This is a genomic window from Arthrobacter sp. TmtSoilC79 (assembly GCF_059739405.1).
In genome coordinates, this window is record NZ_AP046051.1 from 2,178,346 (window position 1) to 2,202,269 (window position 23,924).

The following is a 23,924-nucleotide window of genomic DNA, read 5'->3' on the forward strand; positions in this document are numbered from 1 at the left end:
CTGAAGCACCGCTGAATTATCCTTGAAGCATGACTCAATTGTCGGACTGCTGCAGTGCCTGAGGCAGCAAGCATCGCGGGCGAGATTGATCGAACCAGCGGTACTCCAATTTATGTTCAGCTCCGTGAAATCCTTCGGGCGTTCATCGCGCAATCCTGCCCTCCGGGTTCTGCGCTCCCATCAGAGCGGGATCTCTCGGACCGTTTCGGTCTGGCACGGATGACGGTGCGTCAAGCCATTGACGCCCTCGTGGGTGAGGAGGTCCTCGAACGCGTAGTGGGGTTGGGAACTTTCGTCAGGAAGCCAAAACTGGACCTCCAAGTAAAACTGACATCATACAGCGAGGAAATGCAGCGGCGTGGCATGGTCCCTGCGGCGAAAGTCCTGAGCTTCGAGCAGATCTCGGCGAGTGCATTTCTTGCCCGGGAGCTTCAGCTGGAGGAAGGCACCCCACTGGTCCGGTTCAGGAGATTGCTGCTTGCAGACAATGAACCGATGAGCGTGGATGAGAATTTTATTCCGGCGCACCGGGTTCCGGGCCTGTTGGACGAAGCACCTCCAACGTCCCTCTACAACGTACTGAGCGAACGCTTTGGTTTGGTGATGGAGTGGGGCGAAGACATGATCGAGGCCACGGCGGCCTCCCCTTCCACTGCACGGCTGCTCAACGTCGACGTCGGAGCTCCCTTGTTGAAGATCCAACGCCATGCATTCGTGGCACGGGCGATGGTGGACTATTCCGTGTCCTACTACCGGGCCGACCGATACAAGCTCTGGGTGCCCCTGCAGCGCCCAGGCGTCAGGCCCACCCGCAATTACTCCTCCGGGTACCGTACACAGCCCTAGCAGGCACCGGAACGTTCCCAGGGCAAAACCAAGGCCGCGTTAGAGATCCTGACTGCAGTAACACGATGGCTATAAAGAACACCATGGCTATAAAGCAAATGGGAAGGGCCCGGTCCAATGGACCGGGCCCTTCCCATATTTACCCAAGCGTTAGTGGCTCAGGCTCTTTTGGTCTTCGCCAGCTTCAATGGCTTCATGGTGGCCATGCGCGTGGGCGGCTTCGAGCTCTGCCGGTGTTGCCGGAGCAACACGGTCCTCGAAGAACCACTTGGACAGCGCCGCACGCCGTTTTTCCTTGCGGGTGACAACGCCATGCTCGTTCGGTTCTGCCGGCAAGGGAGCCGGTGACTCGAACCCAACAAGCTTGTAGCGCTTGTACTCGTCCAGCGGAGCGTGGACCTCAATGAACTCACCGTGGGGGAGACGGACAATGCGTCCCGTTTCCCGGCCGTGCAGGGCAATCTCACGGTCCTTGCGCTGGAGAGCGAGGGCGATGCGCTTGGTCACTACGAAGGCGATGATCGGGCCAATGAAGAACAGTGTCCGCAGCCAGTAGGTCACATCGTTGAGCGAGACGTGGAAGTGCGTGGCGATGAGGTCCGAACCAGCAGCCGCCCACATCACGCAGTACCAGGTGAAACCTGCAACGCCGATCGCCGTACGGGTGGGGGCGTTGCGGGGACGGTCGAGAACGTGGTGCTCGCGGTTGTCCTTGGTGATCCAACGTTCGATCCACGGGTACATGAACAGAACGGTGAAGATGATGCCTGCGGGTACAAGGGCAGGAAGGAGGACGTTCAAGGTCAGCACACGGCCGAAGATGATCCATTCGAAGTGGAAGTCATTGACGACGCCAGGCATCAAGCGCAGAGCACCGTCAACGAAACCGATGTACCAGTCAGGCTGGGTACCTGCCGACACAGGGGAGGGATCGTAAGGGCCGTAGTTCCAGATCGGGTTGATCGTGAACGCCGCAGCCATCAGTGCCAGAACGCCGAAGACGATGAAGAAGAATCCACCGGCTTTGGCAGCGTAAACCGGGCCAAGCGGGTAGCCCACGACGTTGCCGTCGTTGCGTCCCGGGCCGGGGTACTGGGTGTGCTTGTGGACAACCACCATGAACAGGTGGATCACGATCATCAGGAGGATGAGCGCAGGAACAAGCAGGATGTGCAGCACGTAGAGACGGCCAATGATGGCTGTGCCGGGGAATTCGCCTCCAAAGAGGAAGAACGAGATGTACGTTCCGATCACCGGAATGGACTTGATAACGCCATCGATGATGCGCAGGCCGTTGCCGGAAAGCAGGTCATCGGGGAGCGAGTAGCCAGTGAAGCCGGCTGCCATTGCCAGGATGAGCAGCACACCGCCGACTACCCAGTTCATTTCACGCGGCTTGCGGAAAGCACCCGTAAAGAACACGCGCAGCATGTGGACACCCAGGGAGGCCACGAACAGCAGTGCCGCCCAGTGGTGTACCTGACGCATGAACAGACCGCCGCGGACATCGAAGGAGATGTTCAGGGACGAGCTGTATGCCACGGACATTTCTACGTTGTACAGCGGAGTGTACGAACCCTGGTAGTGGGTTTCCGCCATGGACGGATCGAAGAAGAAGGTCAGGAAGGTACCTGACATCAGCAAGATGACGAAGGAGTACAGCGCCACCTCACCGAACATGAATGACCAGTGGTCGGGGAAGACCTTCCGGCCGAACTCACGCAGGATGCCGGAGCCACCCACACGCTCGTCCACGAAGTTGGTGAAACTACCAACCTTGGTCTTCGGAACGAAGGGGGCTTCAGCTGTTGATGAGGCGCTCATGCTCGTCACGCTCCCAGTAACTCGGTCCTACAGGTTCTCTGAAGTCGCTGGTGGCGACGAGGTAGCCCTCTGCGTCAACTGCGATCGGCAGCTGGGGGAGCGGACGGCTGGCCGGCCCAAAGATGACCTTGCATTCCTGCGTGAGGTCAAATGTGGACTGGTGGCACGGGCACAGAAGGTGGTGCGTCTGCTGCTCGTAGAGAGCAACGGGGCAGCCAACGTGCGTGCAGATCTTGGAGTAGGCAACGATTCCGTTGTAGCTCCAGTTTTCGCGGCCCTCGGAGGGGTTCAAGGAGTTCGGGTCAAGGCGCATCAGCAGGACGACGGCCTTGGCCTTTTCGTTCAGCTTGCCCTCGTGGAGCTCGTTGAGACCTTCAGGGATGACGTGGAACGCTGAACCAATGGTGACATCGGAGGCCTTGATGGGGGTGCCATCAGGGTCGCGGGTCAGGCGCTTGAGCTTTCCGCCCTCCGGAGCCCACATGGTGTGTGCCAAAGCGTCGTCCGGGCGGGGGCCCAGGTCGCCGAAAATGGCGAGAGCAGGCAGCGGGGCAAGCGCAACGGCACCAAGAAGGGTGTTGCGGATCAGCGGGCGGCGCTTGATGCCGGTTTCCTCGACGATGTCGTCGACGATCCGGACAGCTGCCTGGCGATCCTCTTCCGTACGAATGGCGTGGCGTTCTTCAGAGACTTCGTGATCGGGCATGAGGGCCTTGGCCCAGTGCACGATGCCGGTGCCGATGCCAAGCATGGCAAAGGCCGTACCCAGTCCCAGAAGAAGGTTCTGGGTACGGATGGTCGCAATGGTGGTGTCGTCGCCCAGGTCGATGGCGAAATACGCCACCAGGAAGACCAGCGTGCCAATGACGGAGGTGCCAAACAGAATGGCTACCTGACGCTCGGCTCGCTTTGCGGCTACCGGGTCCGTGTCAGCCAGGCGCAAACGATGCGGAGGAAGCCCAGGATCCTGGAACTTCTCCACCTCATTCTGACCAGCCGTAGCTACGGTGCCCGAGTGGTTCGGACTGCCGTCACTATGGTTGCCCATAATTCGCCTCATCCTTCTCTCGTTGTCTCGGCCGGGGCCGAGTTATTTTCAGTTTCAAACTGCTGACAGTGCAGCAGAAGTTTTTGTCGTGTCCGGATCAGGACGTGCGGGACGTCAACCAGATGGTGAATGCGATGATGACACCCAGGCCGGCAATCCAGACGAACAAACCTTCGGATACGGGACCAAGCGATCCAAGATCCGCTCCACCGGGAGAACCGTTGGCTTCGATGGTCGTCAGGAAGGTGATGATGTCGCGCTTGTCTTCAGGGGTGATGTTGGAGTCATTGAAGACAGGCATGTTCTGCGGGCCGGTGACCATGGCCTCGTAGATGTGCTCCGGGCTGACACCTGCAAGTGCAGGAGCGAACTTGCCTCGGGTCAAGGCACCGCCGGCAGCGGCTGCGTTGTGGCACATGGCGCAGTTCACGCGGAAGAGTTCGCCACCGTTGGCGGCATCTCCCTTGCCGTCGAGAAGGTGCTCTTCGGGAATGGCCGGTCCGGCGCCAAGGGAAGCAACGTAAGCGGACAGCTGCTTGGTCTGCTCTGCGTTGAACTGGGCGGGCTTCTGCTGGGCCTGCGGTCCACTCATCTGCATGGGCATACGACCGGTGCCAACCTGGAAGTCAACGGCTGCAGCACCCACGCCGACCAGCGAGGGGCCGTCCTGGGTTCCGGACGCACCCATGCCGTGGCAGGTGGCGCAGTTGGCGGCAAAGAGCTTGCCGCCTTCTTCTACGTCACTGGCGCTGAAGCTTGTGGTGTCGGCCTTGGCCTGATTGACAGTTGTGGCAACGGCGTAGAGCCCACCAGTGAGGAGGAGGCCCATCAACAGCAGCGCAATGGCTGCCAGTGGGTGACGTCGCTTCTGCGATAGTGCCTTCACGTGGTGGTTCCTTTATTCGATCCTGCGTCGGCTCCGCGAGCCGCTTCTTGAAATTCTGCCTCTTGTAGAAAAAGAGTCAAAGCCGGGCTTACTTGAGGACGTAGATGACCAGGAAGAGGCCGATCCACACAACGTCGACAAAGTGCCAGTAGTACGAGGTGACGATCGCCGACGTCGCTTCAAAGTGTCCGAACTTCTTGGCTGCGAATGCGCGTCCAATGATGAACAGGAAGGCGATCAGGCCGCCAATGACGTGCAGGCCGTGGAAGCCCGTCGTCATGTAGAAGGCGGAGCCGTAGGCGTTGGAGGACAGGGATACGTGCTCGGAGACGAGCATGGCGTATTCCGTGGTCTGTCCGGCCACGAAGAAGGCACCCATAATGAAGGTCAGGACAAACCATTCAGACATGCCCCAGCGGGTGAATTGGAGTGGCCGTCCGGTGCGGCGCGGCTCCAGCCGCTCGGCGGCAAAAACGCCCATCTGGCAAGTAAACGAACTTGCCACAAGGACGATCGTGTTGACGAGCGCAAACGGGAAGTTGAGCTTGGCCGTCTCCTCGGCCCACATCAGTCCGGATGTGGAGCGCAGGGTGAAGTACATGGCAAAGAGGCCGGCGAAGAACATCAACTCACTGGACAGCCAAACAACGGTTCCAACAGAAACCAGGTTGGGGCGGTTCAGCGTCGGGTGCGCCGGGGTACTGGGGGCATGGGTCGCAGATGTCACAAGGACATTATGTCTGTAAAAGTCCAGAGTTCCCAATGCAAACCACCGATTCGGGAGACTTTTTCTACAAAGACGCGAAATCGCGCGGAAAAGTTCCCGGCTGTGTTCACATTGGTCATCGGCGTGGCAGGGTCGATAGCATCAGTGGGTGACTTCTCCGGCATCGGCACCTGCAGCCAGCAATACCTGGCCAGGGCTCATCTCAGCATTGATCAATGGCGACGACCTTGCTGCGGGCAATACAGAGTGGGCCATGAACATGATCATGTCCGGGGAAGCGACTCCGGCACAGATTGCAGGCTTCCTTGTGGCCCTGAGATCCAAGGGCGAAACAGTCGAAGAACTCGCCGGCCTGGTCGAAGCCATGGTCCAGCACGCCAACCCCATTGGGATTTCCGGGGAGAAACTGGACATCGTAGGGACTGGTGGCGACCGGCTCAATACCGTCAACATCTCCACGATGGCAGCGCTTGTTGCGGCAGGTGCCGGCGCCAAGGTGGTCAAGCACGGAAACAGGGCAGCATCCTCGACCTCCGGTTCGGCCGATGTGTTGGAGGCCCTGGGCGTTCGCCTGGATCTTTCCATCGAGCAGGTCGCCCGGAACGCAGAAGAGGCAGGAATCACATTCTGCTTCGCGCAGGTTTTCCATCCTTCTTTCCGGCACACAGCTGTGCCGCGCCGCGAGTTGGCCGTACCAACGGCCTTTAACTTCTTGGGACCCTTGACCAACCCCGCGCACGTTCAGGCCTCGGCCGTCGGAGTGGCAAATGTGCGGATGGCTCCGCTGGTGGCCGGCGTGCTGGCCCGCCGGGGGAGCCGTGGACTGGTGTTCCGTGGTGATGACGGGCTCGATGAACTCACACCAACCGGGCCGTCCACTGTATGGGAAATCCGGAACGGCGTCGTCACGGAACAGGTATTTTATCCAGCCGACCTTGGCATCGGCCCTTCCACGGTTGCCGATCTGCGCGGAGGCGATGCTGCGGCGAACGCCGGAGTTGTCCGCGACATCCTTGAGGGAAAGACAGGTCCTGTGCGGGACGCCGTGCTCCTCAACGCGGCCGCGGGCTTGGTTTCCTTTGACCTGCAGGCCGAGGGGACACTCACCGAGCGCATGCGCAAGGCCTTCGCCAGTGCTGCTGAGTCGGTTGACTCCGGCAAGGCTTCCGAAGTCCTCGCACAATGGACTGAACTCAGCCGGAGTGAAGGCTAGGCAGGCGCGCGCCTACTCGAACCCGAGGGCAAACGCCGCGTCGAGGTCGTGCTGCGAATACGCCCGGAAGGCGATGTGGGTGGTGGTGTGGACCACGGAACCCACTTTGGACAGTTTGTCCGCGATAACGTCCGCCAACTCTTCGTGCTTGGTAACTCTGGCCACGGCTATGAGGTCCCATTCGCCCGTGACGGAGTAGACCTCACTGATGCCTTGGATGGCAGAGATCTGCTCGGCGGTCTCCGGGATGCGTGAGGCATCTGTTTTGATCAGGACGAAAGCGGTGATCACGTGGGGCCTTTCCGAAAATGCATCATTGCGGACTGCTTCAGCCTAGTGCATTTGCAGGTGGCAGGCCCTGTTCAGGGGCGGCGTTGCCGCGTTCGGGCCACCCTCGCCGCGAAAGCCACGATGAGCCGGTAGCCGAGCAGGAAAACCGCAAGGCTGACCAACGCGACGAGCACGAAAGGCAGCACCACCGTTTGGCCGGTCACAGCCCTGAGCAGCATTCCCACCAGTACTGTACTGACCCACACCAGGACGCCAGTCGGCCATGCGGCCAAGGGTGAGCGCCAGGCGCGGGCTGCGAGCCAGGCCAGCGCTGCTCCGGCCAGGAAGGGCCACGCTGTGGTGAAGGCGCCGGCAAGAATATCCCCGCGCGCATGCGCGTCCCTGCCAATGGCTGCGAAGACAAGGATCAACAGGACGTCTGCAATGGCCGCGGGAATCCACAGCCGTGATGGTGAAAGCATGCCTATGACATTATCCGGGCTTGCACCCGGGAGCGAAGCCGGGCCCGTTTGCGTGGTGCGGGCATTTACCCCCCTGTAAATGGTGTACGACGGCGGCTGAAGGATTTGGGGGACAGGTGCCACCTGCCGCTGTTAGCATTGCGGCACTGTGACCAAACCAACACCATCAGCCGTCCAGAAGGAGACCGTCCATGACAACCCGACTCAATCCCTACATCTCATTCCGGGATAACGCCCGGGAAGCGATCACCTTTTATGAATCCGTTTTCGGTGGCGAACTGAATATCAGCACCTTCGGCGACTACCAGGCGAGCCAGGATCCTGCCGAAGCCGACAAAGTCATGCATGCCATGTTGGAAACCCCGGGCGGATTGACCCTCATGGCGGCAGACACACCCAACGGCATGTCTTTCAATCCTGGAGACAACATCTCAGTGTCATTGAGCGGCGAAGCGTCTGACGAAGGTGAACTCCGGGGCTTCTGGGACAAGCTGGTCGACGGCGGCACTGTCACTGTTCCCCTTGAGGCGGCGCCCTGGGGCGATACGTTCGGGATGTGTATCGACAAATTCGGTATCGGCTGGCTGGTCAACATTGCCGGCACCCAGCAGGGGGAGCCGCAGACTGCATAGTGTCCGGTGGGGCAAAAATGCTTGCCCCACCCACCGCGGGGAGCCGGGCATGTTGCCGAACAGTTCATGCGGTCCGCTTCCCGCTGGGATCAAGCCGGTGGCCCATGTGTTTTGGGGTCCGAAGGACGATTGACCGGTCCATGATTTCGGCAAAGGGCAGTCGCTCTCCCAATTGCCGCTCAAGAAGGGTCATGTCTTCGACCCGGCGAAGCCACACCGTCATGATGATGGAGTACATCCCGCCCGTAGTTGTGACCATCCGCACCTCTTCCAGGGTCGACAACCTCCGGGCCACTACTTCCACCTTGGTGGCGGGGACCCGCATGAAGTACCAGACGTTCACTGGCCAAGGGGTGTAGGACCTGGCGACTTCCAGCCGCAAGGTCAAGCGGTTTTCGGCAACGACCGCGGCCAGGGCGTTCCTCGCCTTCGCAGGACTTATCCCAAGCGTGTTGGAAATGTCTGCAACGGGGATGCGGCCATCGAGCTTGAGGAGCAGTGCCAATTGTTTCTCGTGTTCGGCAGTGATCCCGCGGCCCGTCGATGTGGGCTCCGGGAGGTTACGTTCCAACAGCCGGGATTCCGTGTCGTGGAGTGACCGGAGCCGCCACTGCTTGGCGTCGGACAAAAGCTTGATGGCCCTGTGCGTCCGGGTGCTGCGGATCCCCTCGACGGTGCAAAGCCGTTCGAGCAGAAAGTAGCTCAGCTCGGCCTCTGTGGAGCACAGCAAGGTAACAAGCAGGTCCCTTCCCCCGGCGGTTTGGTGGATGGTCATCACCTGTGGATCGCCGGCGAGTTCTTCTGTGGCGCGGAGGATGCTGGCTGGCGCACAGTCGATCTCTACGACGGCCCCGGAGTATTTGGTCCCCAATCCAGGGTAGGACGTCACCCACGCCAATCCGGCTTCCTTCAGTGCGGTCCACCGCCTCGAAAGCGTTGCGGCATCGGCCCCGACTATAGGAGCAAGCGCTGCCCATGGGGCGCGGGGACGGATCTGCAGTGCGTGCAACAAGCGGAAATCCCGCTCGTCGAGTTCATATTCCTGCATTGACTCCCTAATTCTCGCTAGAAACGTGCATTCTGTGCGTATCTAATCATTGACTGCCTAGTTTGGGTGCGCTCAACACTCCATTCCGAAAGGCAGAAATGTCGCACCAACCCGCAACTCCGGCAGTGCAACCCCCAGCGCCGGGGGTTGGTACATCCGCCGGGCGGGTTGGACGGGCAGGCCGGACTGCGACTACGCCACATCGCGGGGATCCGCATGAGTTTCACTTGGTTGACCTGGTCCGCCGGGGGGACCTCGCCGCGTTCAGCGAACTGTATGAATCCCATCTTGCGGTGGCCGGCTATGTAGCTCGTGCGGAGACTGACAACGCCAGCGACGCGGAGGATGTGGTGGCCGAGGCATTCGCCTCGGTACTGGAGGCTTTGCTCGCCGGCAAAGGGCCAAGGGAGTCCTTTCAGGCCTACCTGACCACTACGGTCAGGCGGATGGCCCACCGCAGGAATGTCCGCAGCAGGCGGAATGCGACCCTGGGCTACGGCAGCGCCATGGATGATCTGGTCCTGGACGACAACTCGACCATCAAGGCCTTTGAGGCTACCGTCCTGATGCGCGCATTCCGTTCCTTGCCCACGCGCTGGCAGGCCGTTCTCTGGTGCGTCGAAGTTGAAGGCCTGAAACCTGCGGCTACCGGCCGGGTGATGGAGTTGAGCCCCAACGGAGTTTCCTCATTGCTGATCAGGGCAAGGGAGGGTTTGCGCCAGGCGTACCTGCAGGAACACGTGGCACAGACTCCCGATGACCCCTGCATCGATTATTCCCGGCACTTCGGCAAATACGTGCGGAACGCAGTCCGTAAGGCCGCGCGGCAACGCATAGCCAGTCACGTGGTTGCGTGTGCCCGCTGTGCTGATGTTCTGGTTTACCTCAAAGAGATCGACGAAGCCATGAACGAGCGGCCCAAGGGTGATGCCGCGACGGTGAGCTGACGCGGGAGAAAGCAACGCATCTTGTCCCACCCTTCGTAGTTTGTTAGTATGACAGGACAAACTTCCAGAGGGGTAAAAATGCCATTGGTTCGAATCGACCTCAACGCCGGCAGGAGCCCGGAAGAGCTGGGGCAAATCAGTAGAAGCATCCATGAGGCAATACTCGCCGAGTATCGCATTCCGGAGCGCGACTACTTCCATATCGTCACCGAGCATGCGCCGGGTCAAATTTTCGCCCAGGATGCGGGGCTCGGGTTTGAGCGTTCGTCGAATGTCGTCATGATCCAGATCTTCACCCAGGAAGGCCGCAGCCGTGAGGCCAAGCAGTCCCTTTTTGCGGCCATAGCGGCGCGATTGGGTGAGGTTGGCGTTGCGGGCGAGGATGTCTTCCTTGGCTATGTCGAAAACACGGCTGGTGATTGGTCCTTCGGCTTTGGCCGCGCCCAGTACCTCACGGGGGAGCTTGCGGTTCCCGCCAAATAGCCGGCCCACCCAAGCCAGGCCGCCGGAACCATATTCCGGGGGTCGGGGGGTTTGGCCTGCGGTCACTTTATGGAGCGACCAGGTTTCGTTGTAAATATGTCAGTACAAACCTTTGACAGGACATAAAATCTGGTGCAAAGTAGTCATGTGGCCCCGCTCACTGAGGGGTGGCAAGGCATTGGGGCCCAGCGCTCAAAGGTTCAGAGCTCACAAGAGAAAGGTCAACGATCATCGTGACCCACGAACTGCTTACGATCGGGCGCATCAGCGTTGATATCTACCCGAACGACATTGGCGTCGACCTGGAGGATGTTACGTCCTTCGGCAAATACCTTGGGGGGTCACCTTCCAACGTGGCCGTCGCCGCCGCACGTCATGGTCGCCGGGCGGGAATCATCACCCGAACCGGCGATGACGCTTTCGGCAACTACCTTCACAGGGAGCTGCATAAGTTCAAGGTGGATGATTCCTTCGTCTCGCCGGTCAAGGAGTACCCCACGGCCGTCACGTTCTGTGCAATCAAGCCGCCGGAAGACTTTCCCCTCTACTTCTACGGCCGATTTCCCACGGCTCCGGACCTGCAGATCAAAGCTGATGAGCTTGATCTCCAGGCCATCCGGGATGCCGGGATTTTCTGGTCAACCGTCACAGGGCTGTGCCAGGAGCCAAGCCGCGGGGCGCACCTGGCAGCGCACCAGGCCCGCCCGCGGGCAGGACTCAAGGATGGCCAATTCACCATCCTGGATCTTGACTACCGTCCCATGTTCTGGGCCTCGGAAGAGGAGGCCCGGGCGGAGGTTTCCAAGATTCTTCCGCACGTCACCGTTGCTATCGGTAACGACAAGGAATGTGCTGTTGCCGTGGGAGAAGGCACCCCCGATGAGCAAGCCGACCGCCTGTTGGCGGCCGGCGTCGAAATTGCCGTGGTCAAGCTTGGGCCGGAGGGTGTTATGGCCAAGACGCGCACCGAACGCGTCGTTTCGGTTCCTGTCCCCGTGGAAACCCTGAACGGCCTGGGCGCAGGCGATTCCTTCGGGGGCGCTTTCTGCCATGGATTGTTGTCAGGCTGGCCGCTTTCGGAAGTCCTGGATTATGCCAATGCCTCGGGCGCGATCGTGGCATCACGCCTTTCCTGTGCCGATGCCATGCCGACGCCGGATGAAGTCACCTCGCTGCTGGCCGACCGTGGCCGGCCTGTACCCGGCACAGGTCTTTCGGCGTCCAGTCTTGCAGAAGGAGCAGTGCGATGAGCCTGAATGAGGACCCCCGCCGTTATGAACACTTGAGCCGTGTCCGGTTGGAAGATCCGGAGGCGGTAGCCCGGGCTGCGGCCACCCGACGCAGACACCCAGGCCTCAAGCACGGTAAGCAGAATTTCATCGTTGCCGCTGATCACCCGGCCCGGGGTGCCTTGGCCGTTGGTACCCAGCCTATGGCCATGGCCGATCGGCGCGATCTGTTGGATCGGCTGCAGGTTGCCCTGGCGAACCCTGCCGTTGATGGCATTTTGGCCTCACCTGACATCATGGATGACCTCCTGCTGCTCGGCGCTTTGGAGGGAAAACTCGTCTTCGGGTCCATGAACCGCGGGGGACTGGCCGGACTGGTCAATGAATTTGATGACCGCTTTACCGGGCATACCGCTGCAGCGCTGGAAGCACTCGGAGCCGATGGCGGCAAAATGCTGACACGCATCTGCCTGGGTGACCCGGACACCGTGGCCACCTTGGAAGCAACGGCCAAGGCGATCGACTCTTTGGCTGAGCGGAAGCTCATTGCCATGGTTGAGCCCTTCCTTTCGGTGCGTGATTCCCATGGCAAAGTACGTAACGACCTCCGCGCAGATGCGGTTATCAAGTCAGTGGGCATAGCAGAAGGATTGGGTTCAACCAGCGCCTATACCTGGATGAAGCTGCCTGTGGTCGATGAGATGGAACGCGTCATGGCCTCCACCACGCTGCCCACCGTGCTGCTGGGTGGAGACCCCACCGGGACCCAGGACGAGATCTTCACCAGTTGGCAGGCAGCCCTTGCACTGCCCGGAGTCCAGGGACTCACGGTCGGGCGGACCCTTCTCTACCCCGCTGACGGCGATGTCGCCGGCGCCGTCGCGACTGCCGCCTCCTTGCTGAACAACAGCGGGCCCCGGTCCGTCGCTTCAGAAGACCGGGGCATATCAGACCGTATCCCAGTGAAAGTATCGGAGTAGCCAGCAATGGGTACAACAACCCGTCGAATGACTGTGGCGCAGGCCGTAGTCGAATTCCTGTCCAAGCAATACACCGTGGATTCCATTAACGGCGTGGAGTACCGTGAGCGGCTCATTCCGGGAACGTTCGGCATTTTCGGCCACGGCAATGTGGCTGGTGTGGGCCAGGCATTGAAGCAGTACCAGGCTGCGGACCCTGGAATCATGCCTTACTACCAAGGCCGTAATGAGCAAGCCCAGGTACACCAGGCTGTCGGCTACGCCCGGCATACGCGCCGCCGCCAGACGTTCGCGATCAGCACCTCGATTGGTCCGGGGTCTTCAAACCTTTTGACCGGTGCTGCATTGGCTACCACCAACCGCCTTCCCGTGCTGTTGTTGCCGAGCGACACCTTCGCAACCCGCGCGGCAGACCCGGTTTTGCAGCAGCTCGAGCTCCCGTATGCGTACGACATCACTGTCAACGATGCCTTCCGTCCACTGTCCAGGTTCTTTGACAGGGTTTCCCGCCCGGAGCAGTTGTTTTCTGCATTCCACCACGGCCTGCGCGTCCTGACGGACCCGGCTGAGACCGGCGCAGTGACCATTTCGTTGCCGCAGGATGTCCAGGCCGAGGCGTTCGAGGTCCCTGAGGAATTCCTGTCCGAGCGCGAATGGCGGATACGCCGCCCCGAAGCGGAGGATGACGATATCAGCCGTGCGATGGAGGCTATCCGCGCCGCCAAGCGCCCGCTGATCATTGCCGGCGGTGGTGTCCTTTACGCCTACGCCAACGAGGAACTTGCCAAATTCGCCGAGTTGACGGGTATTCCCGTAGGAAACACTCAAGCCGGTGTCGGCGTCCTTCCGTGGGACCACAAACAATCTGTCGGTGCAATCGGTTCCACCGGTACGACGGCGGCCAACGCCATTGCAGCCGAGGCGGACCTCGTCATTGGCATCGGCACGCGTTACGAGGACTTCACCACCGCGTCCCGCACCGCGTTCCAGAACCCTGACGTGAAGTTCGTGAACATCAACGTGGCGCCGATCGACGCCTACAAGCACGGCACCACGCTGCCGATCGTCGCTGACGCCCGCAAGGCCCTGGTTAAGCTCAACAGTGCCCTGGGCGGTTACCGGGTCGGTGCCGATCTCGAAGAAAAAACGGCAAGCGAAAAGAAGCGCTGGAACGCAATCGTGGACGAGGCTTTCGAGACCCGGCACACGCCGTTGCCGGCCCAAAACGAAATCATCGGGGCCACGAACAACGCCATGGACGACCACGACGTAGTCATCTGCGCCGCGGGTTCGTTGCCCGGTGACCTGCACAAGATGTGGCGGGTCCGGGACCCGTTCGGGTACCACGTGGAATACGCCTATTCCTGCATGGGCTACGAGATTCCAGGCGGCCTGGGCGTCAAGCGCGCAGCGCTGGCCGAAGCTGCAGCGGGCGGCGTCGACAGGGATGTGGTGGTCATGGTGGGGGACGGTTCCTACCTGATGATGCACACCGAACTGGTCACCGCCGTCGCCGAACGCATCAAGCTGATTGTCGTGCTCATCCAGAACCACGGCTATGCCTCCATCGGTTCGCTCTCCGAGTCCCTCGGCTCGCAGCGTTTCGGCACGCAGTACCGCGTCCTGGACGCTGAGCGGCACAGCTTCGACGCCGGTGAGAAGCTTCCCATCGACCTCGCCACGAACGCCGAGTCCCTCGGCGCGAAGGTCATCCGGATCGAACCGGGAGAGCACGTCATCGAAGCCCTCGGCGCCGCCATCAAGGAAGCCAAGGCTGCCCCGGAAACGGGCCCGATCGTGATCCACATTGAGTCCGATCCTCTGCTGGACGCGCCGGACTCCGAGTCATGGTGGGACGTTCCGGTCTCAGCTGTTTCTGATCTCGAATCCACCCAGCAGGCCTACCAGACCTACACCCAGCACAAGAACCGCCAGCGCAAGCTGCTCGGCTAACCGCAGCTCTTAGAGCCACAGACCATTAGGAAGTCCGCACATGTCGACGACGACCACATTGACCACCATCCACCACTTCATCAACGGCGCCGAAACCACCGGCGAAGGCGACCGCACCCAGCCGGTCTACAACCCCGCGACGGGCCAGGTATCCGCGGAACTGCGCCTGGCCAACGAGGCAGACCTGAATGCCACCGTCGCAGCGGCCCGCAAAGCAGCTGACTCCTGGGGCGACATTTCCCTGGCGAAGCGCACCGCAGTGCTGTTCAAATTCCGCGAGCTCGTCGCAGCGCACGTGGATGAGCTCGCCGAGCTGATCACCGCCGAGCACGGCAAGGTCCTCTCCGATGCCAAGGGCGAGATTGGCCGCGGCCTGGAAGTGATCGAGTTTGCCTGTGGCATCCCGCAGCTGCTCAAGGGTGACTACTCGGACCAGGTCTCCACCGGGATCGATGTCTTCTCCTTCCGCGAGCCCCTGGGCGTCGTCGCCGGCATCACGCCGTTCAACTTCCCCGTCATGGTCCCGCTGTGGATGGCACCCATGGCAATCGCCACCGGTAACGCCTTCATCCTCAAGCCCTCCGAGCGTGATCCGTCCGCCTCGATGCTTCTGGCTAAGCTGTGGAAGCAGGCAGGGCTGCCCGATGGCGTGTTCCAGGTTCTTCATGGCGGCAAGGAAACCGTGGACGGATTGCTGACACACCCGGACGTGGACGGCATCTCCTTTGTCGGCTCCACCCCGATTGCCCAGTACGTTCACGAGACCGCCACCAAGCACGGCAAGCGCGTGCAGGCTTTGGGCGGGGCGAAGAACCATGCAATCGTGATGCCCGACGCCGACCTCGACAACGCCGCCGACCACCTGGCCGCTGCCGCCTTCGGTTCCGCGGGGGAGCGCTGCATGGCTATCTCAGTTGCCGTCGCCGTCGGCGATGCTGCAGACTTGATCGTCAAGAAGGTCGAAGAACGCGCCCTGGCAGTGAAGGTCAAGAACGGGACAGAACCCGACGCCGAAATGGGTCCGGTCATCACCCCGGCCTCCAAGGAACGGATCGTCAAGATCGTCACCGAAGCCGAAACCGCCGGTGCCGCCATGGTGGTGGATGGCCGCGATCTGGTAGTCCCCGGCCATGAAGACGGTTTTTGGGTGGGTCCCACGGTGATCGACCACGTGAAGACCGAAATGACCGCCTACACCGAGGAAATCTTCGGGCCGGTCCTGGTGGTGGTGCGCGTGGCAGACCTTGAAGAAGGCATCGCGCTGATCAACTCCAACCCCTACGGCAATGGCACTGCGATCTTCACCTCTTCGGGTGCGAACGCGCGGAAATTCCAGCGTTCGGTGACTGTGGGCATGGTGGGCATCAACGTGCCCCTGCCAGTCCCGGTGGCGTACCACTCCTTCGGTGGTTGGAAGAACTCCCTCTTCGGAGACAAGCACATTTACGGACCCGAAGGCGTGTCGTTCTACACCCGCGGCAAAGTCATCACCTCGCGCTGGCCTGAACCGACCCACGCCTCCGGCGCGTCCTACAACTTCCCGTCCAACTAAAAACATCCAGCCCCTCCGCCACCCCGCCGCGCAACAGCGGCAGGGACCCTGGCGGCCCGGCTCCAAGAAGAGGAAGACAACGTTGTCATGACTGATGTCGAGAACAAGCTGATCATCGGTACTGCCCCCGACTCGTGGGGTGTCTGGTTCCCGGACGATCCCCAGCAGACTCCGTGGGAGCGGTTCCTGGATGAAGTTACCGAGTCCGGCTACAAATGGATTGAACTGGGGCCGTATGGCTATTTGCCCAATGACCCGAGCCGGCTTGCTGATGAATTGAAGCAGCGCGACCTCAAAGTCACGGCGGGTACGGTCTTCACGGCATTCCACCGTGGTGCCAAGCAATACGACGAAGCGTGGGAGCCGGCCCGAAAGGTGGCCGAACTCACTGCTGCCATGGGCGGTGAACACATTGTGGTCATCCCCGCGATGTGGCGGGACGACGTCACCGGCGAAGCAGTGGAGAACGGCGAGCTCACGGACGAGCAATGGGCTGACCTGTTTGCAGGCCACAACCGCATGGGCAAGGTCCTGTTGGAGGACTTCGGACTGCACCAACAGTTCCACTCCCACGCCGACTCCCATGTTGGCGCCCAGAAGGACATTGAAACCTTGCTGGAGGCCACGGATCCCCGGTACCTGAATCTTTGCCTGGACACGGGGCACGCTGAGTACTGCGGCGCGTCCAGCCTTGAACTCATCAAGAACCACCCGGACCGCATCGGATACCTGCACCTGAAGCAGATCAATCCCGAGGTCCTGGCCGAGGTCAATGAAAAGAACATGACGTGGGCAGCGGCCAACCTGGCCGGCGTCATGACCGAGCCGCCAAACGGCTTGCCTGATTTGCGTGCTGTCATCGAAGCTGTCGAAGCCCTGGACCGTCCGATCTTTGGCATCGTGGAACAGGACATGTACCCCGTAGCCTTCGACGTACCGATGCCGATCGCCAAACGAACCCGCAATTACCTGCTGTCCTGTGGATCCCGCACCCGCGTCCAGTAGCACGGTCAAGTAACAGCGGCCAGCAACAGCGACCGCTAACAGCGTCCAGCAACAGCCACCCAAGAAGAACTTCACGAAGGAAAATACAGTGACCAAGACTCTCCGCGTTGCCGTTATCGGTGCGGGCCGCATGGGTGCGGACCACATCAAGCGCCTCAGCACACGTATCCATGGCGCTGAAGTCGCCGCCGTCGTCGACGTCGACCTCGCACGGGCGCAGTCTGCAATTGAAGGCATTGACGGTGCCGTTGCGCTGGCCAGCGCTGAGGAGGCACTGAACAACGGCGACGTGAACGCCGTCCTGATCGCGACCCCGGGGTTCCTCCACGAGGAAATCCTCTACAAGGCTTTGGAGAAGAACTTCCCGATTCTCTGCGAGAAGCCCCTCACCCCTGACGCCGAAAGCGCCTGGAAAGTTGTCCAAGCGGAACAAGCCCTGGGCCACAAGCTCATCCAGGTCGGCTTCATGCGCCGTTTTGATGCTGAGTACTCGGCTTTGGGTGCGATGGTCCGGAACGGCGGGTTGGGGGAGTTGCTGATGCTCCACCACCAGCACCGCAACCCCAGCACGCCCGAGGGCTTCACCAACGAAATGCTCATCAACGACTCCGTGGTCCACGAGTTCGACGCGATCCGCTACTTCACGGGTGAGGAAATCACCTCTGTGCAGGTCCGTCTTGGCAAGCCCACGCGCAGTGCGCCCAACGGACAGCACGATCCCCAGCACGTGCTGCTGGAGACCGAGTCCGGTGTGTTGGCCGACGTCGAGATCTACGTCAACGCCAAGTTCGGCTACCAAGTAGCCACACAAGCCTCTTTCGAAGACGGAATCGTCAGTATCGGCGGGGACGCCGGACCCTACATCCAGACCGCGGGCAAGTGGGGCGGCAACGTCACACCAGGTTTTGAAGACCGCTTTGGGGCGGCGTACGACGTCGAGGTGCAGTCATGGGTTGACTCCGCCCTCCGCGGAGAAATCGGCGGCCCCACCGCCTGGGACGGATACGCCACCGCTGCCTGCTGTGAGGCCGGCGTGGAGGCCCAGAAGTCCGGCGAGAAGGTCAAGGTCCGCTTGAACACCAAGCCGGATCTCTACAAGTAGGGATGGACCATGAAGATTGCCCTTGATCCCACACCGTTTCACCATAGCCACGGCCTGCTGGATTTCCCGCGGGTAGCTGCCGACCTTGGCTACAAGTACCTTCAGATGACTCCCCATGCGGACCTCATTCCGTTCTACAACCACCCCAAAGCGGATGATGAGTTGGTGGCCAAGCTGAAGGCCGCGTGCAAGGACGCCGGCGTCGAAATCGCCTCCGTCCTGCCCGTTCTGCGCTGGTCCGGACCCGACGAGGACGCACGGGAAGCAGCCGTCCGCTACTGGAAGCGGGCCATCCAGATTGCAGTGGACCTCGGTGTCCAGACCATGAACACTGAGTTCAGCGGCCGACCGGAGAAAGCCGAAGAGTCCGAGCGCGCGTTCTACCGCTCCATGGAAGAGTTGCTGCCGATCATTGAACGCGAAGACATGGACGTACTCATAGATCCGCATCCTGATGACTTCGTGGAGGACGGGTTGGCGGCACTGCGCGTCATCCGGGGCGTCAACTCACCGAACATCGGCATGGTGTACGTGGCTTCGCATTCTTTCCATATGGGCAACAAGCCCCTGGAGATCATGCGGGCGGCCGGCGACAAGCTGCGCTTGGTCCACGTCTCGGACACCATGAACCACCATGCCTCCCACGGACTTCGCTACATCACCAACCCACCAGGCAACGCAGTCCGCGTCCACCAGCACCTCAAAATCGGCGACGGCGACGTGAACTGGGATGAGTTCTTTGGCGGGCTGAAGGAGATCGGGTTCCTGGACAAGGAGAACACCGTCATGGTTTCCTCAGTCTTCGCCGAGGATGAGAATGCGGAGGAAGTCTCCGTCTACCAGTTGGAGACAATGAAGCAGCATATTCAAAAGGTCAGCGCGTGAGCGCTCCATTGCCTTCGGAGACCGCTGCGAAGCCGGTAAACCACCGGAGGGCACTCCGGACCGTGACGATCATCTCCACTTTTGGAGGGCTCCTCTTCGGCTACGACACCGGCGTCATCAACGGCGCCTTGCCGTACATGCAGGAGGACCTGGGCCTCACGCCCTTGACCGAAGGGCTGGTGACCTCTTCACTGCTGTTTGGCGCCGCGTTTGGAGCCCTTTTGGGTGGAAGGCTCGCCGACCGGCACGGACGGCGCAGGATGATTATGGTCCTTGCCATGATCTTCCTGCTGGGAACACTTGCCTGTACTTTCGCTCCGAGCACGGAAATCATGGTGGCTGCCCGGTTCATTCTTGGCCTGGCCGTCGGTGGTGCCTCGGTTACGGTGCCGGTCTACCTTGCTGAAGTTTCTCCCAGTGCCCGCCGTGGCAGGATTGTCACCCAGAACGAGCTCATGATTGTCACTGGGCAACTGCTGGCTTTTATCTTCAATGCCTACCTGGGGAACACGTTCGGGGAAGCGGGCGGAATCTGGCGTTGGATGCTGGTGATCGCAACGCTGCCGGCGATCGCCCTTTGGATTGGCATGAACTTCATGCCCGAGAGCCCGCGGTGGCTTGCTTCCATAGGGAACTTCGGGGAGACCCTGAGCGTCCTTCGGCGGATTCGGTCACAGGAAGAGGCCAGGGTTGAATTCGAGGACGTCAAAGCCATGGCCGTGGAGGACTACAAGTCCAAAATGGGTTCATGGAAGGACCTGGGCATTCCTTGGCTCCGCAGGATTTTCGTGGTGGGCCTTGGCTTGGCTGTGATCCAGCAAATTACCGGCGTGAACTCGATCATGTACTACGGCACCCAGATATTGGCGGAATCAGGATTTGGGCGGGAGGCTGCCCTGACGGCGAATATTGCCAACGGCGTCATCTCCGTCCTGGCAACCTTTGCAGGGATCTGGCTCCTGGGGAAGGTCGGCAGGCGGAAGATGCTCATTACCGGGCAGATTGGCACTACAACTGCCCTCCTGCTCATTGGGATCTTCTCCTTGGTGCTTCCTGAAGGGACTGCGCGCGGGTTTGTCATCCTGGCCTTGACGGTCACCTTCCTCGCGTTCCAGCAGGGTGCGATTTCCCCGGTTACGTGGCTGATGCTCTCGGAAATCTTCCCCCTCAAGATCCGAGGTCTGGGCATGGGAGCTTCTGCCTTTGTTTTGTGGATAGTCAACTTCCTGGTGGGCTTTGGCTTCCCCCAGCTACTGGCGGCTATTGGTCTTTCGAATACCTTCTTCGTCTTTGCGGTGCTCGGCGTCGCTGCCATCACCTTTGCCGCGAAGTTCATCCCGGAAACCAAGGACAAGACTCTTGAGGACCTGGAGCACTATTTCAAGAACGTCGCCGGCAAGGCATCAGTGCCGGCGGCTCCGACGGGCCCCTGAGCACAACAACCAAGTCTTCAAACAAGCCACGAAAGGGCAGCACCGCTGGTATCAGCGGTGCTGCCCTTTTTGTCGAATGATGCCACCATTCAATGGAGTAACTGGATATTACGTGATTACATCCTAATGTCAGGACAAACTATTGACTTATGTGCCGTGGATCACCATGATCAATGTAGGCGCAATCCGGTGGCTGCAAGGTGGCAGCCCGGAGCTGAAATCAAAGGAGATTCATCGTGGGAAAGTTTTCCTGGCGTAAAGCGGCCGTGGTGGCCGCAGTAGTCCCGCTGCTGGCTCTTAGCGCGTGTTCGAGCACGGGCGGCAAAACCGACTCAACCGGCGGCGGTGCCGGTGGGGGACAGGTCGCCTCGACGGAGCGCATCAAAGTAGCGCTCATTACCCACGCCGCCCCCGGCGACACTTTCTGGGACATTCTCCGCAAAGGCGCCGAGGAAGCTGCTGCAAAGGACAATGTGGAACTTCTCTACACGTCGGATCCCGAAGGCGGGCGGCAGGCCCAACTGATTCAGCAGGCCATCGACCAGAAAGTGGCCGGTATCGCTGTCACCCTGGCCAAGCCGGACGCCCTGAAGGATGTGCTCAAGAAGGCGGCCGATGCTGGTATCCCCGTGGTCAGCCTCAACTCCGGTGCAGATGTGTGGAAGCAGGTGGGCGCTTTCACCCACTTCGGCTCCGACGAGAACCTGGCCGGCGCGGCGGTGGGAGAAAAGCTCACTTCCCTCGGGGTGAAGCATCCAATTTGCGTGATTATGGAGCAAGGCAACGTCGCTCTTGATTCACGGTGCGCAGGCGTCAAGTCGAAAGTCCCGGGCACCGAAAACCTCTTCGTGCAGGGCACGGACATGACCCAGGTTTCCTCCACAGTAACGGCCAAGCTTCAGGCAACACCGGACGCAGACGCCATCATCGGCCTGGGTGCACCCTTTACCCTGACCATCAACAAGGCAGTGGAATCGCTCGGCCTGCAAAGCAAAGTCAAGGTTGCATCATTTGACATGAACGGCGAGCTCGCGCAGGCCATCATCGATGGCAAAGTGGCGTTCACCGTTGACCAGCAGCCGTGGCTTCAGGGCTACGGCGCCGTTGACGCGCTGTGGCAGGTCAAGCGTGGCGGATTCCATGTTGGCGGCGGCCTTCCTGTTCTGACGGGTCCCTCGATCATCGATCAGTCCTCGGCCCCCGACGTCCTCAAGTTCGCCAAGGAAGGTATCCGCTAAGGATTCCCCCAAGCAGGTTCCCGGGCTTTCGTCCGGGGACCTGCCCTAGCAGGAGAAAGCCATGACACAGACCTTATCCAAACCCCCCCTTCCCCTTCGTGATGAACGTATCGGCAGGCGCAATCCACTTCAAAAGCTGTTGGGCCGGCCGGAAGTGGGCGCCCTTGTGGGGGCAATAGTCCTCTTCATCTTCTTTGCATTGGTTTCGCCCACATTCCTGCAACCCGCATCATTTGCCACAGTCCTCTATGGAAGCTCCACCATTGGAATCATGGCTGTAGGTGTTTCCCTGCTGATGATTGGCGGAGAATTCGACCTTTCCACCGGTGTTGCGGTCATTAGCTCAGCCCTCACGGCATCCATGTTCAGTTGGTACTTCAGTACCAACGTGTGGGTCGGTGTGGGCCTGGCATTGGTGGTGTCGCTGGCCATCGGCTTCATCAACGGCTGGATCCTGATGAAGACCAAACTTCCAAGCTTCATCGTCACCTTGGCCACGTTCCTGATGCTGACCGGCCTGAACCTGGGGCTGACAAGGATGATCGGCGGTGGAGTTTCATCGCCCTCCATCTCAGACATGGATGGTTTTTCCTCAGCTCAAGCTGTCTTTGCCTCCTCCGTCAACCTGGGTGGAGTCGAAGTCAAGATCACCGTCTTCATGTGGGTTGCCCTCGTCGCTGTCGCCACCTGGGTTCTCATGCGGACGCGCGTAGGTAACTGGATCTTTGCCGTCGGTGGAGATGCAAATGCTGCCCGTGCAGTAGGTGTTCCGGTCAAGGCCACGAAGATCGGACTCTTCATGGGCGTTGGCTTCTGTGGCTGGATCCTGGGCATGCACAACCTCTTCGCCTTTGACTCAGTACAGTCCGGCGAAGGTGTGGGCAACGAGTTCCTTTACATCATCGCCGCAGTCATCGGCGGTTGCCTCCTGACCGGTGGCTACGGCTCGGCCGTGGGCGGCGCTATCGGCGCGTTTATCTTCGGCATGGCCAACAAGGGCATCGTGTATGCGCAGTGGAACCCGGACTGGTTCAAGTTCTTCCTGGGCCTGATGCTGCTTCTCGCCACGATCGTCAACCTCATCGTCAAACGCCGCGCTGAATTGAAGTAAGGGGCACACGGAAATGAATGCCAAAGCAATCGACCAGGAAACGCTGCTGCAAAATGAGCGTGATCCACTCACCCACACACCCGTCCACCTCCTGTCCTTGGATGGGGTGGGCAAGCACTACGGCAACATCATCGCGCTCAGTGAAGTAACCATGGCCGTGGACAACGGCCGCGTGACCTGTGTGTTGGGCGATAACGGTGCAGGCAAGTCCACACTGATCAAAATCATCGCCGGACTCCACCAGCACGACGAGGGCGTCCTGAACATCATGGGCGAGGAACGGAAGTTCAGTTCCCCCCGTGATGCCTTGGACGCAGGCATCGCCACTGTCTACCAAGACCTTGCAGTGGTACCGCTGATGCCGATCTGGCGCAATTTCTTCCTCGGATCAGAGCTCACTAAAGGCTTCGGGCCGTTCAAGTCCATGGACGTCGAGCAAATGAAAGCCATCACGCTCAAGGAACTGGCCGAGATGGGTATTGACCTGCGTGACGTGGAGCAACCCATCGGGCAGCTCTCCGGCGGCGAACGCCAATGTGTCGCCATCGCCCGGGCCGTGTACTTCGGTGCAAAAGTCCTCATTCTGGACGAACCCACCGCAGCATTGGGCGTCAAGCAGTCGGGCGTGGTGTTGCGCTACATCCTCCAGGCCCGCGACCGCGGCCTCGGCGTCATCTTCATTACCCACAACCCGCACCATGCTTTCCCGGTGGGAGACCGCTTCCTGCTGCTCAAACGCGGCAAGTCCATTGGCTACTACGACAAGAAGGACATCACCCTGGACGAGCTCACCGCCCAGATGGCCGGTGGCGCGGAGCTTGCCGAACTCGCCCACGAGCTGGAGCAACTGGGCGGGCACGGGGATGTGGTCAAGGCAGTCAAGGCCGAGGTGGCCGACGTCGATGTCACAGTAAGTTCCGGCGGCCCGAAACACGGGTAATGCCGGCAGGCGGCGGGGTGTTCCGGAGCTGGTCCGGAACACCCCGCGCTGCTGTGCGCATCACCTGTACCCACTACTCCCACCATCAGA

General features: G+C 60.6%; 23 protein-coding genes. 16 read left to right on the forward strand and 7 right to left on the reverse strand.

Annotated elements, in window-relative coordinates:
• Positions 1 to 54: 54 nt before the first annotated feature.
• A complete protein-coding gene (locus tag AC6JA3_RS10125) occupies positions 55 to 846 on the forward strand; it encodes a GntR family transcriptional regulator (RefSeq protein ID WP_026540753.1) in 792 nt (263 codons plus the stop codon).
• A 150-nt stretch (positions 847 to 996) separates the two neighbouring features.
• On the opposite strand, the gene qcrB is transcribed toward AC6JA3_RS10125, so the two are convergent.
• The 4 genes from qcrB to ctaE form a co-directional block, all read right to left on the reverse strand.
• Positions 997 to 2,670, reverse strand: coding sequence for a cytochrome bc1 complex cytochrome b subunit (gene qcrB, locus AC6JA3_RS10130; RefSeq protein ID WP_026540752.1), 1,674 nt, complete (start codon positions 2,668 to 2,670; stop codon positions 997 to 999).
• Entirely contained in the window at positions 2,648 to 3,718 is a 1,071-nt protein-coding gene (qcrA, locus tag AC6JA3_RS10135; RefSeq protein WP_026540751.1) for a cytochrome bc1 complex Rieske iron-sulfur subunit, read from the reverse strand. Before qcrA ends, qcrB begins: the two co-directional genes overlap by 23 nt.
• 97 nt (positions 3,719 to 3,815) lie before the next feature.
• Positions 3,816 to 4,604 (reverse strand): cytochrome bc1 complex diheme cytochrome c subunit, encoded by a 789-nt coding sequence (gene qcrC, locus AC6JA3_RS10140; protein WP_026540750.1) that lies wholly within the window; start codon positions 4,602 to 4,604, stop codon positions 3,816 to 3,818.
• Positions 4,605 to 4,692: 88 nt separating this feature from the next.
• A complete protein-coding gene (gene ctaE / locus AC6JA3_RS10145; protein WP_035760670.1) occupies positions 4,693 to 5,331 on the reverse strand; it encodes an aa3-type cytochrome oxidase subunit III in 639 nt (212 codons plus the stop codon).
• Between the two features lie 148 nt (positions 5,332 to 5,479).
• On the opposite strand from ctaE, the gene trpD reads away from it, so the two are divergent.
• Positions 5,480 to 6,544 carry an anthranilate phosphoribosyltransferase gene (trpD, locus tag AC6JA3_RS10150; RefSeq protein ID WP_026540748.1) on the forward strand — a complete coding sequence of 355 codons (1,065 nt, stop codon included), beginning with the start codon at positions 5,480 to 5,482 and terminating at the stop codon, positions 6,542 to 6,544.
• A gap of 12 nt (positions 6,545 to 6,556) precedes the next feature.
• On the opposite strand, the gene AC6JA3_RS10155 is transcribed toward trpD, so the two are convergent.
• On the reverse strand, positions 6,557 to 6,835 hold the full coding sequence (locus tag AC6JA3_RS10155) for an Lrp/AsnC family transcriptional regulator (RefSeq protein ID WP_026540747.1): 279 nt from the start codon (positions 6,833 to 6,835) through the stop codon (positions 6,557 to 6,559).
• A gap of 71 nt (positions 6,836 to 6,906) precedes the next feature.
• Positions 6,907 to 7,296, reverse strand: a complete 390-nt coding sequence (locus AC6JA3_RS10160) for a DUF3054 domain-containing protein (RefSeq protein ID WP_026540746.1) — start codon at positions 7,294 to 7,296, stop codon at positions 6,907 to 6,909.
• A gap of 191 nt (positions 7,297 to 7,487) precedes the next feature.
• Here AC6JA3_RS10160 and AC6JA3_RS10165 point away from each other — a divergent pair, with 191 nt between their 5' ends.
• Complete coding sequence (locus AC6JA3_RS10165) at positions 7,488 to 7,928, forward strand: VOC family protein (RefSeq protein ID WP_026540745.1); 441 nt, start codon at positions 7,488 to 7,490, stop codon at positions 7,926 to 7,928.
• Between the two features lie 64 nt (positions 7,929 to 7,992).
• Here AC6JA3_RS10165 and AC6JA3_RS10170 read toward each other — a convergent pair whose 3' ends face one another.
• The gene (locus AC6JA3_RS10170; protein ID WP_026540744.1) at positions 7,993 to 8,976 is read right to left on the reverse strand and encodes an Lrp/AsnC family transcriptional regulator; all 984 of its coding nucleotides are present in this window, start codon (positions 8,974 to 8,976) and stop codon (positions 7,993 to 7,995) included.
• Positions 8,977 to 9,203: 227 nt separating this feature from the next.
• On the opposite strand from AC6JA3_RS10170, the gene AC6JA3_RS10175 reads away from it, so the two are divergent.
• The 13 genes from AC6JA3_RS10175 (at position 9,204) to AC6JA3_RS10235 (ending at position 23,834) form a co-directional block, all read left to right on the forward strand.
• Positions 9,204 to 9,923, forward strand: a complete 720-nt coding sequence (locus tag AC6JA3_RS10175; RefSeq protein WP_051421514.1) for an RNA polymerase sigma factor — start codon at positions 9,204 to 9,206, stop codon at positions 9,921 to 9,923.
• 78 nt (positions 9,924 to 10,001) lie between these two features.
• Complete coding sequence (locus tag AC6JA3_RS10180) at positions 10,002 to 10,406, forward strand: tautomerase family protein (protein WP_026540743.1); 405 nt, start codon at positions 10,002 to 10,004, stop codon at positions 10,404 to 10,406.
• 233 nt (positions 10,407 to 10,639) lie between these two features.
• Positions 10,640 to 11,656 carry a 5-dehydro-2-deoxygluconokinase gene (gene iolC, locus AC6JA3_RS10185; protein WP_347783353.1) on the forward strand — a complete coding sequence of 339 codons (1,017 nt, stop codon included), beginning with the start codon at positions 10,640 to 10,642 and terminating at the stop codon, positions 11,654 to 11,656.
• Entirely contained in the window at positions 11,653 to 12,615 is a 963-nt protein-coding gene (locus tag AC6JA3_RS10190) for a Cgl0159 family (beta/alpha)8-fold protein (protein ID WP_026540741.1), read from the forward strand. The genes iolC and AC6JA3_RS10190 overlap by 4 nt, the downstream gene beginning before the upstream one ends.
• A gap of 6 nt (positions 12,616 to 12,621) precedes the next feature.
• Entirely contained in the window at positions 12,622 to 14,568 is a 1,947-nt protein-coding gene (iolD, locus tag AC6JA3_RS10195; RefSeq protein ID WP_026540740.1) for a 3D-(3,5/4)-trihydroxycyclohexane-1,2-dione acylhydrolase (decyclizing), read from the forward strand.
• 40 nt (positions 14,569 to 14,608) lie between these two features.
• Complete coding sequence (locus AC6JA3_RS10200; protein ID WP_026540739.1) at positions 14,609 to 16,120, forward strand: CoA-acylating methylmalonate-semialdehyde dehydrogenase; 1,512 nt, start codon at positions 14,609 to 14,611, stop codon at positions 16,118 to 16,120.
• 87 nt (positions 16,121 to 16,207) lie between these two features.
• On the forward strand, positions 16,208 to 17,125 hold the full coding sequence (locus tag AC6JA3_RS10205; protein WP_026540738.1) for a sugar phosphate isomerase/epimerase family protein: 918 nt from the start codon (positions 16,208 to 16,210) through the stop codon (positions 17,123 to 17,125).
• 88 nt (positions 17,126 to 17,213) lie between these two features.
• Positions 17,214 to 18,227, forward strand: coding sequence for a Gfo/Idh/MocA family protein (locus AC6JA3_RS10210; protein ID WP_026540737.1), 1,014 nt, complete (start codon positions 17,214 to 17,216; stop codon positions 18,225 to 18,227).
• A 9-nt stretch (positions 18,228 to 18,236) separates the two neighbouring features.
• Positions 18,237 to 19,112 carry a sugar phosphate isomerase/epimerase family protein gene (locus tag AC6JA3_RS10215; protein ID WP_026540736.1) on the forward strand — a complete coding sequence of 292 codons (876 nt, stop codon included), beginning with the start codon at positions 18,237 to 18,239 and terminating at the stop codon, positions 19,110 to 19,112.
• The gene (locus tag AC6JA3_RS10220; protein WP_051421513.1) at positions 19,109 to 20,545 is read left to right on the forward strand and encodes a sugar porter family MFS transporter; all 1,437 of its coding nucleotides are present in this window, start codon (positions 19,109 to 19,111) and stop codon (positions 20,543 to 20,545) included. Before AC6JA3_RS10215 ends, AC6JA3_RS10220 begins: the two co-directional genes overlap by 4 nt.
• 236 nt (positions 20,546 to 20,781) lie before the next feature.
• Positions 20,782 to 21,783, forward strand: coding sequence for a substrate-binding domain-containing protein (locus AC6JA3_RS10225; RefSeq protein ID WP_026540734.1), 1,002 nt, complete (start codon positions 20,782 to 20,784; stop codon positions 21,781 to 21,783).
• A gap of 61 nt (positions 21,784 to 21,844) precedes the next feature.
• On the forward strand, positions 21,845 to 22,894 hold the full coding sequence (locus AC6JA3_RS10230) for an ABC transporter permease (protein ID WP_347783354.1): 1,050 nt from the start codon (positions 21,845 to 21,847) through the stop codon (positions 22,892 to 22,894).
• Between the two features lie 13 nt (positions 22,895 to 22,907).
• Complete coding sequence (locus AC6JA3_RS10235; protein ID WP_026540732.1) at positions 22,908 to 23,834, forward strand: ATP-binding cassette domain-containing protein; 927 nt, start codon at positions 22,908 to 22,910, stop codon at positions 23,832 to 23,834.
• Positions 23,835 to 23,924 lie beyond the last annotated feature (90 nt).

Excerpts from the sequence above, each read along its gene's own strand:
- AC6JA3_RS10165 (WP_026540745.1), top strand. The coding sequence starts at position 7,488 with ATGACAACCCGACTCAATCCCTACATCTCATTCCGGGATAACGCCCGG.
- AC6JA3_RS10200 (WP_026540739.1), top strand. The coding sequence starts at position 14,609 with ATGTCGACGACGACCACATTGACCACCATCCACCACTTCATCAACGGC.
- AC6JA3_RS10160 (WP_026540746.1), bottom strand. The coding sequence starts at position 7,296 with ATGCTTTCACCATCACGGCTGTGGATTCCCGCGGCCATTGCAGACGTC.
- AC6JA3_RS10230 (WP_347783354.1), top strand. The coding sequence starts at position 21,845 with ATGACACAGACCTTATCCAAACCCCCCCTTCCCCTTCGTGATGAACGT.
- AC6JA3_RS10180 (WP_026540743.1), top strand. The coding sequence starts at position 10,002 with ATGCCATTGGTTCGAATCGACCTCAACGCCGGCAGGAGCCCGGAAGAG.
- qcrB (WP_026540752.1), bottom strand. The coding sequence starts at position 2,670 with ATGAGCGCCTCATCAACAGCTGAAGCCCCCTTCGTTCCGAAGACCAAG.
- qcrA (WP_026540751.1), bottom strand. The coding sequence starts at position 3,718 with ATGGGCAACCATAGTGACGGCAGTCCGAACCACTCGGGCACCGTAGCT.
- AC6JA3_RS10190 (WP_026540741.1), top strand. The coding sequence starts at position 11,653 with ATGAGCCTGAATGAGGACCCCCGCCGTTATGAACACTTGAGCCGTGTC.
- AC6JA3_RS10215 (WP_026540736.1), top strand. The coding sequence starts at position 18,237 with ATGAAGATTGCCCTTGATCCCACACCGTTTCACCATAGCCACGGCCTG.
- AC6JA3_RS10235 (WP_026540732.1), top strand. The coding sequence starts at position 22,908 with ATGAATGCCAAAGCAATCGACCAGGAAACGCTGCTGCAAAATGAGCGT.
- AC6JA3_RS10170 (WP_026540744.1), bottom strand. The coding sequence starts at position 8,976 with ATGCAGGAATATGAACTCGACGAGCGGGATTTCCGCTTGTTGCACGCA.
- iolD (WP_026540740.1), top strand. The coding sequence starts at position 12,622 with ATGGGTACAACAACCCGTCGAATGACTGTGGCGCAGGCCGTAGTCGAA.
- AC6JA3_RS10205 (WP_026540738.1), top strand. The coding sequence starts at position 16,208 with ATGACTGATGTCGAGAACAAGCTGATCATCGGTACTGCCCCCGACTCG.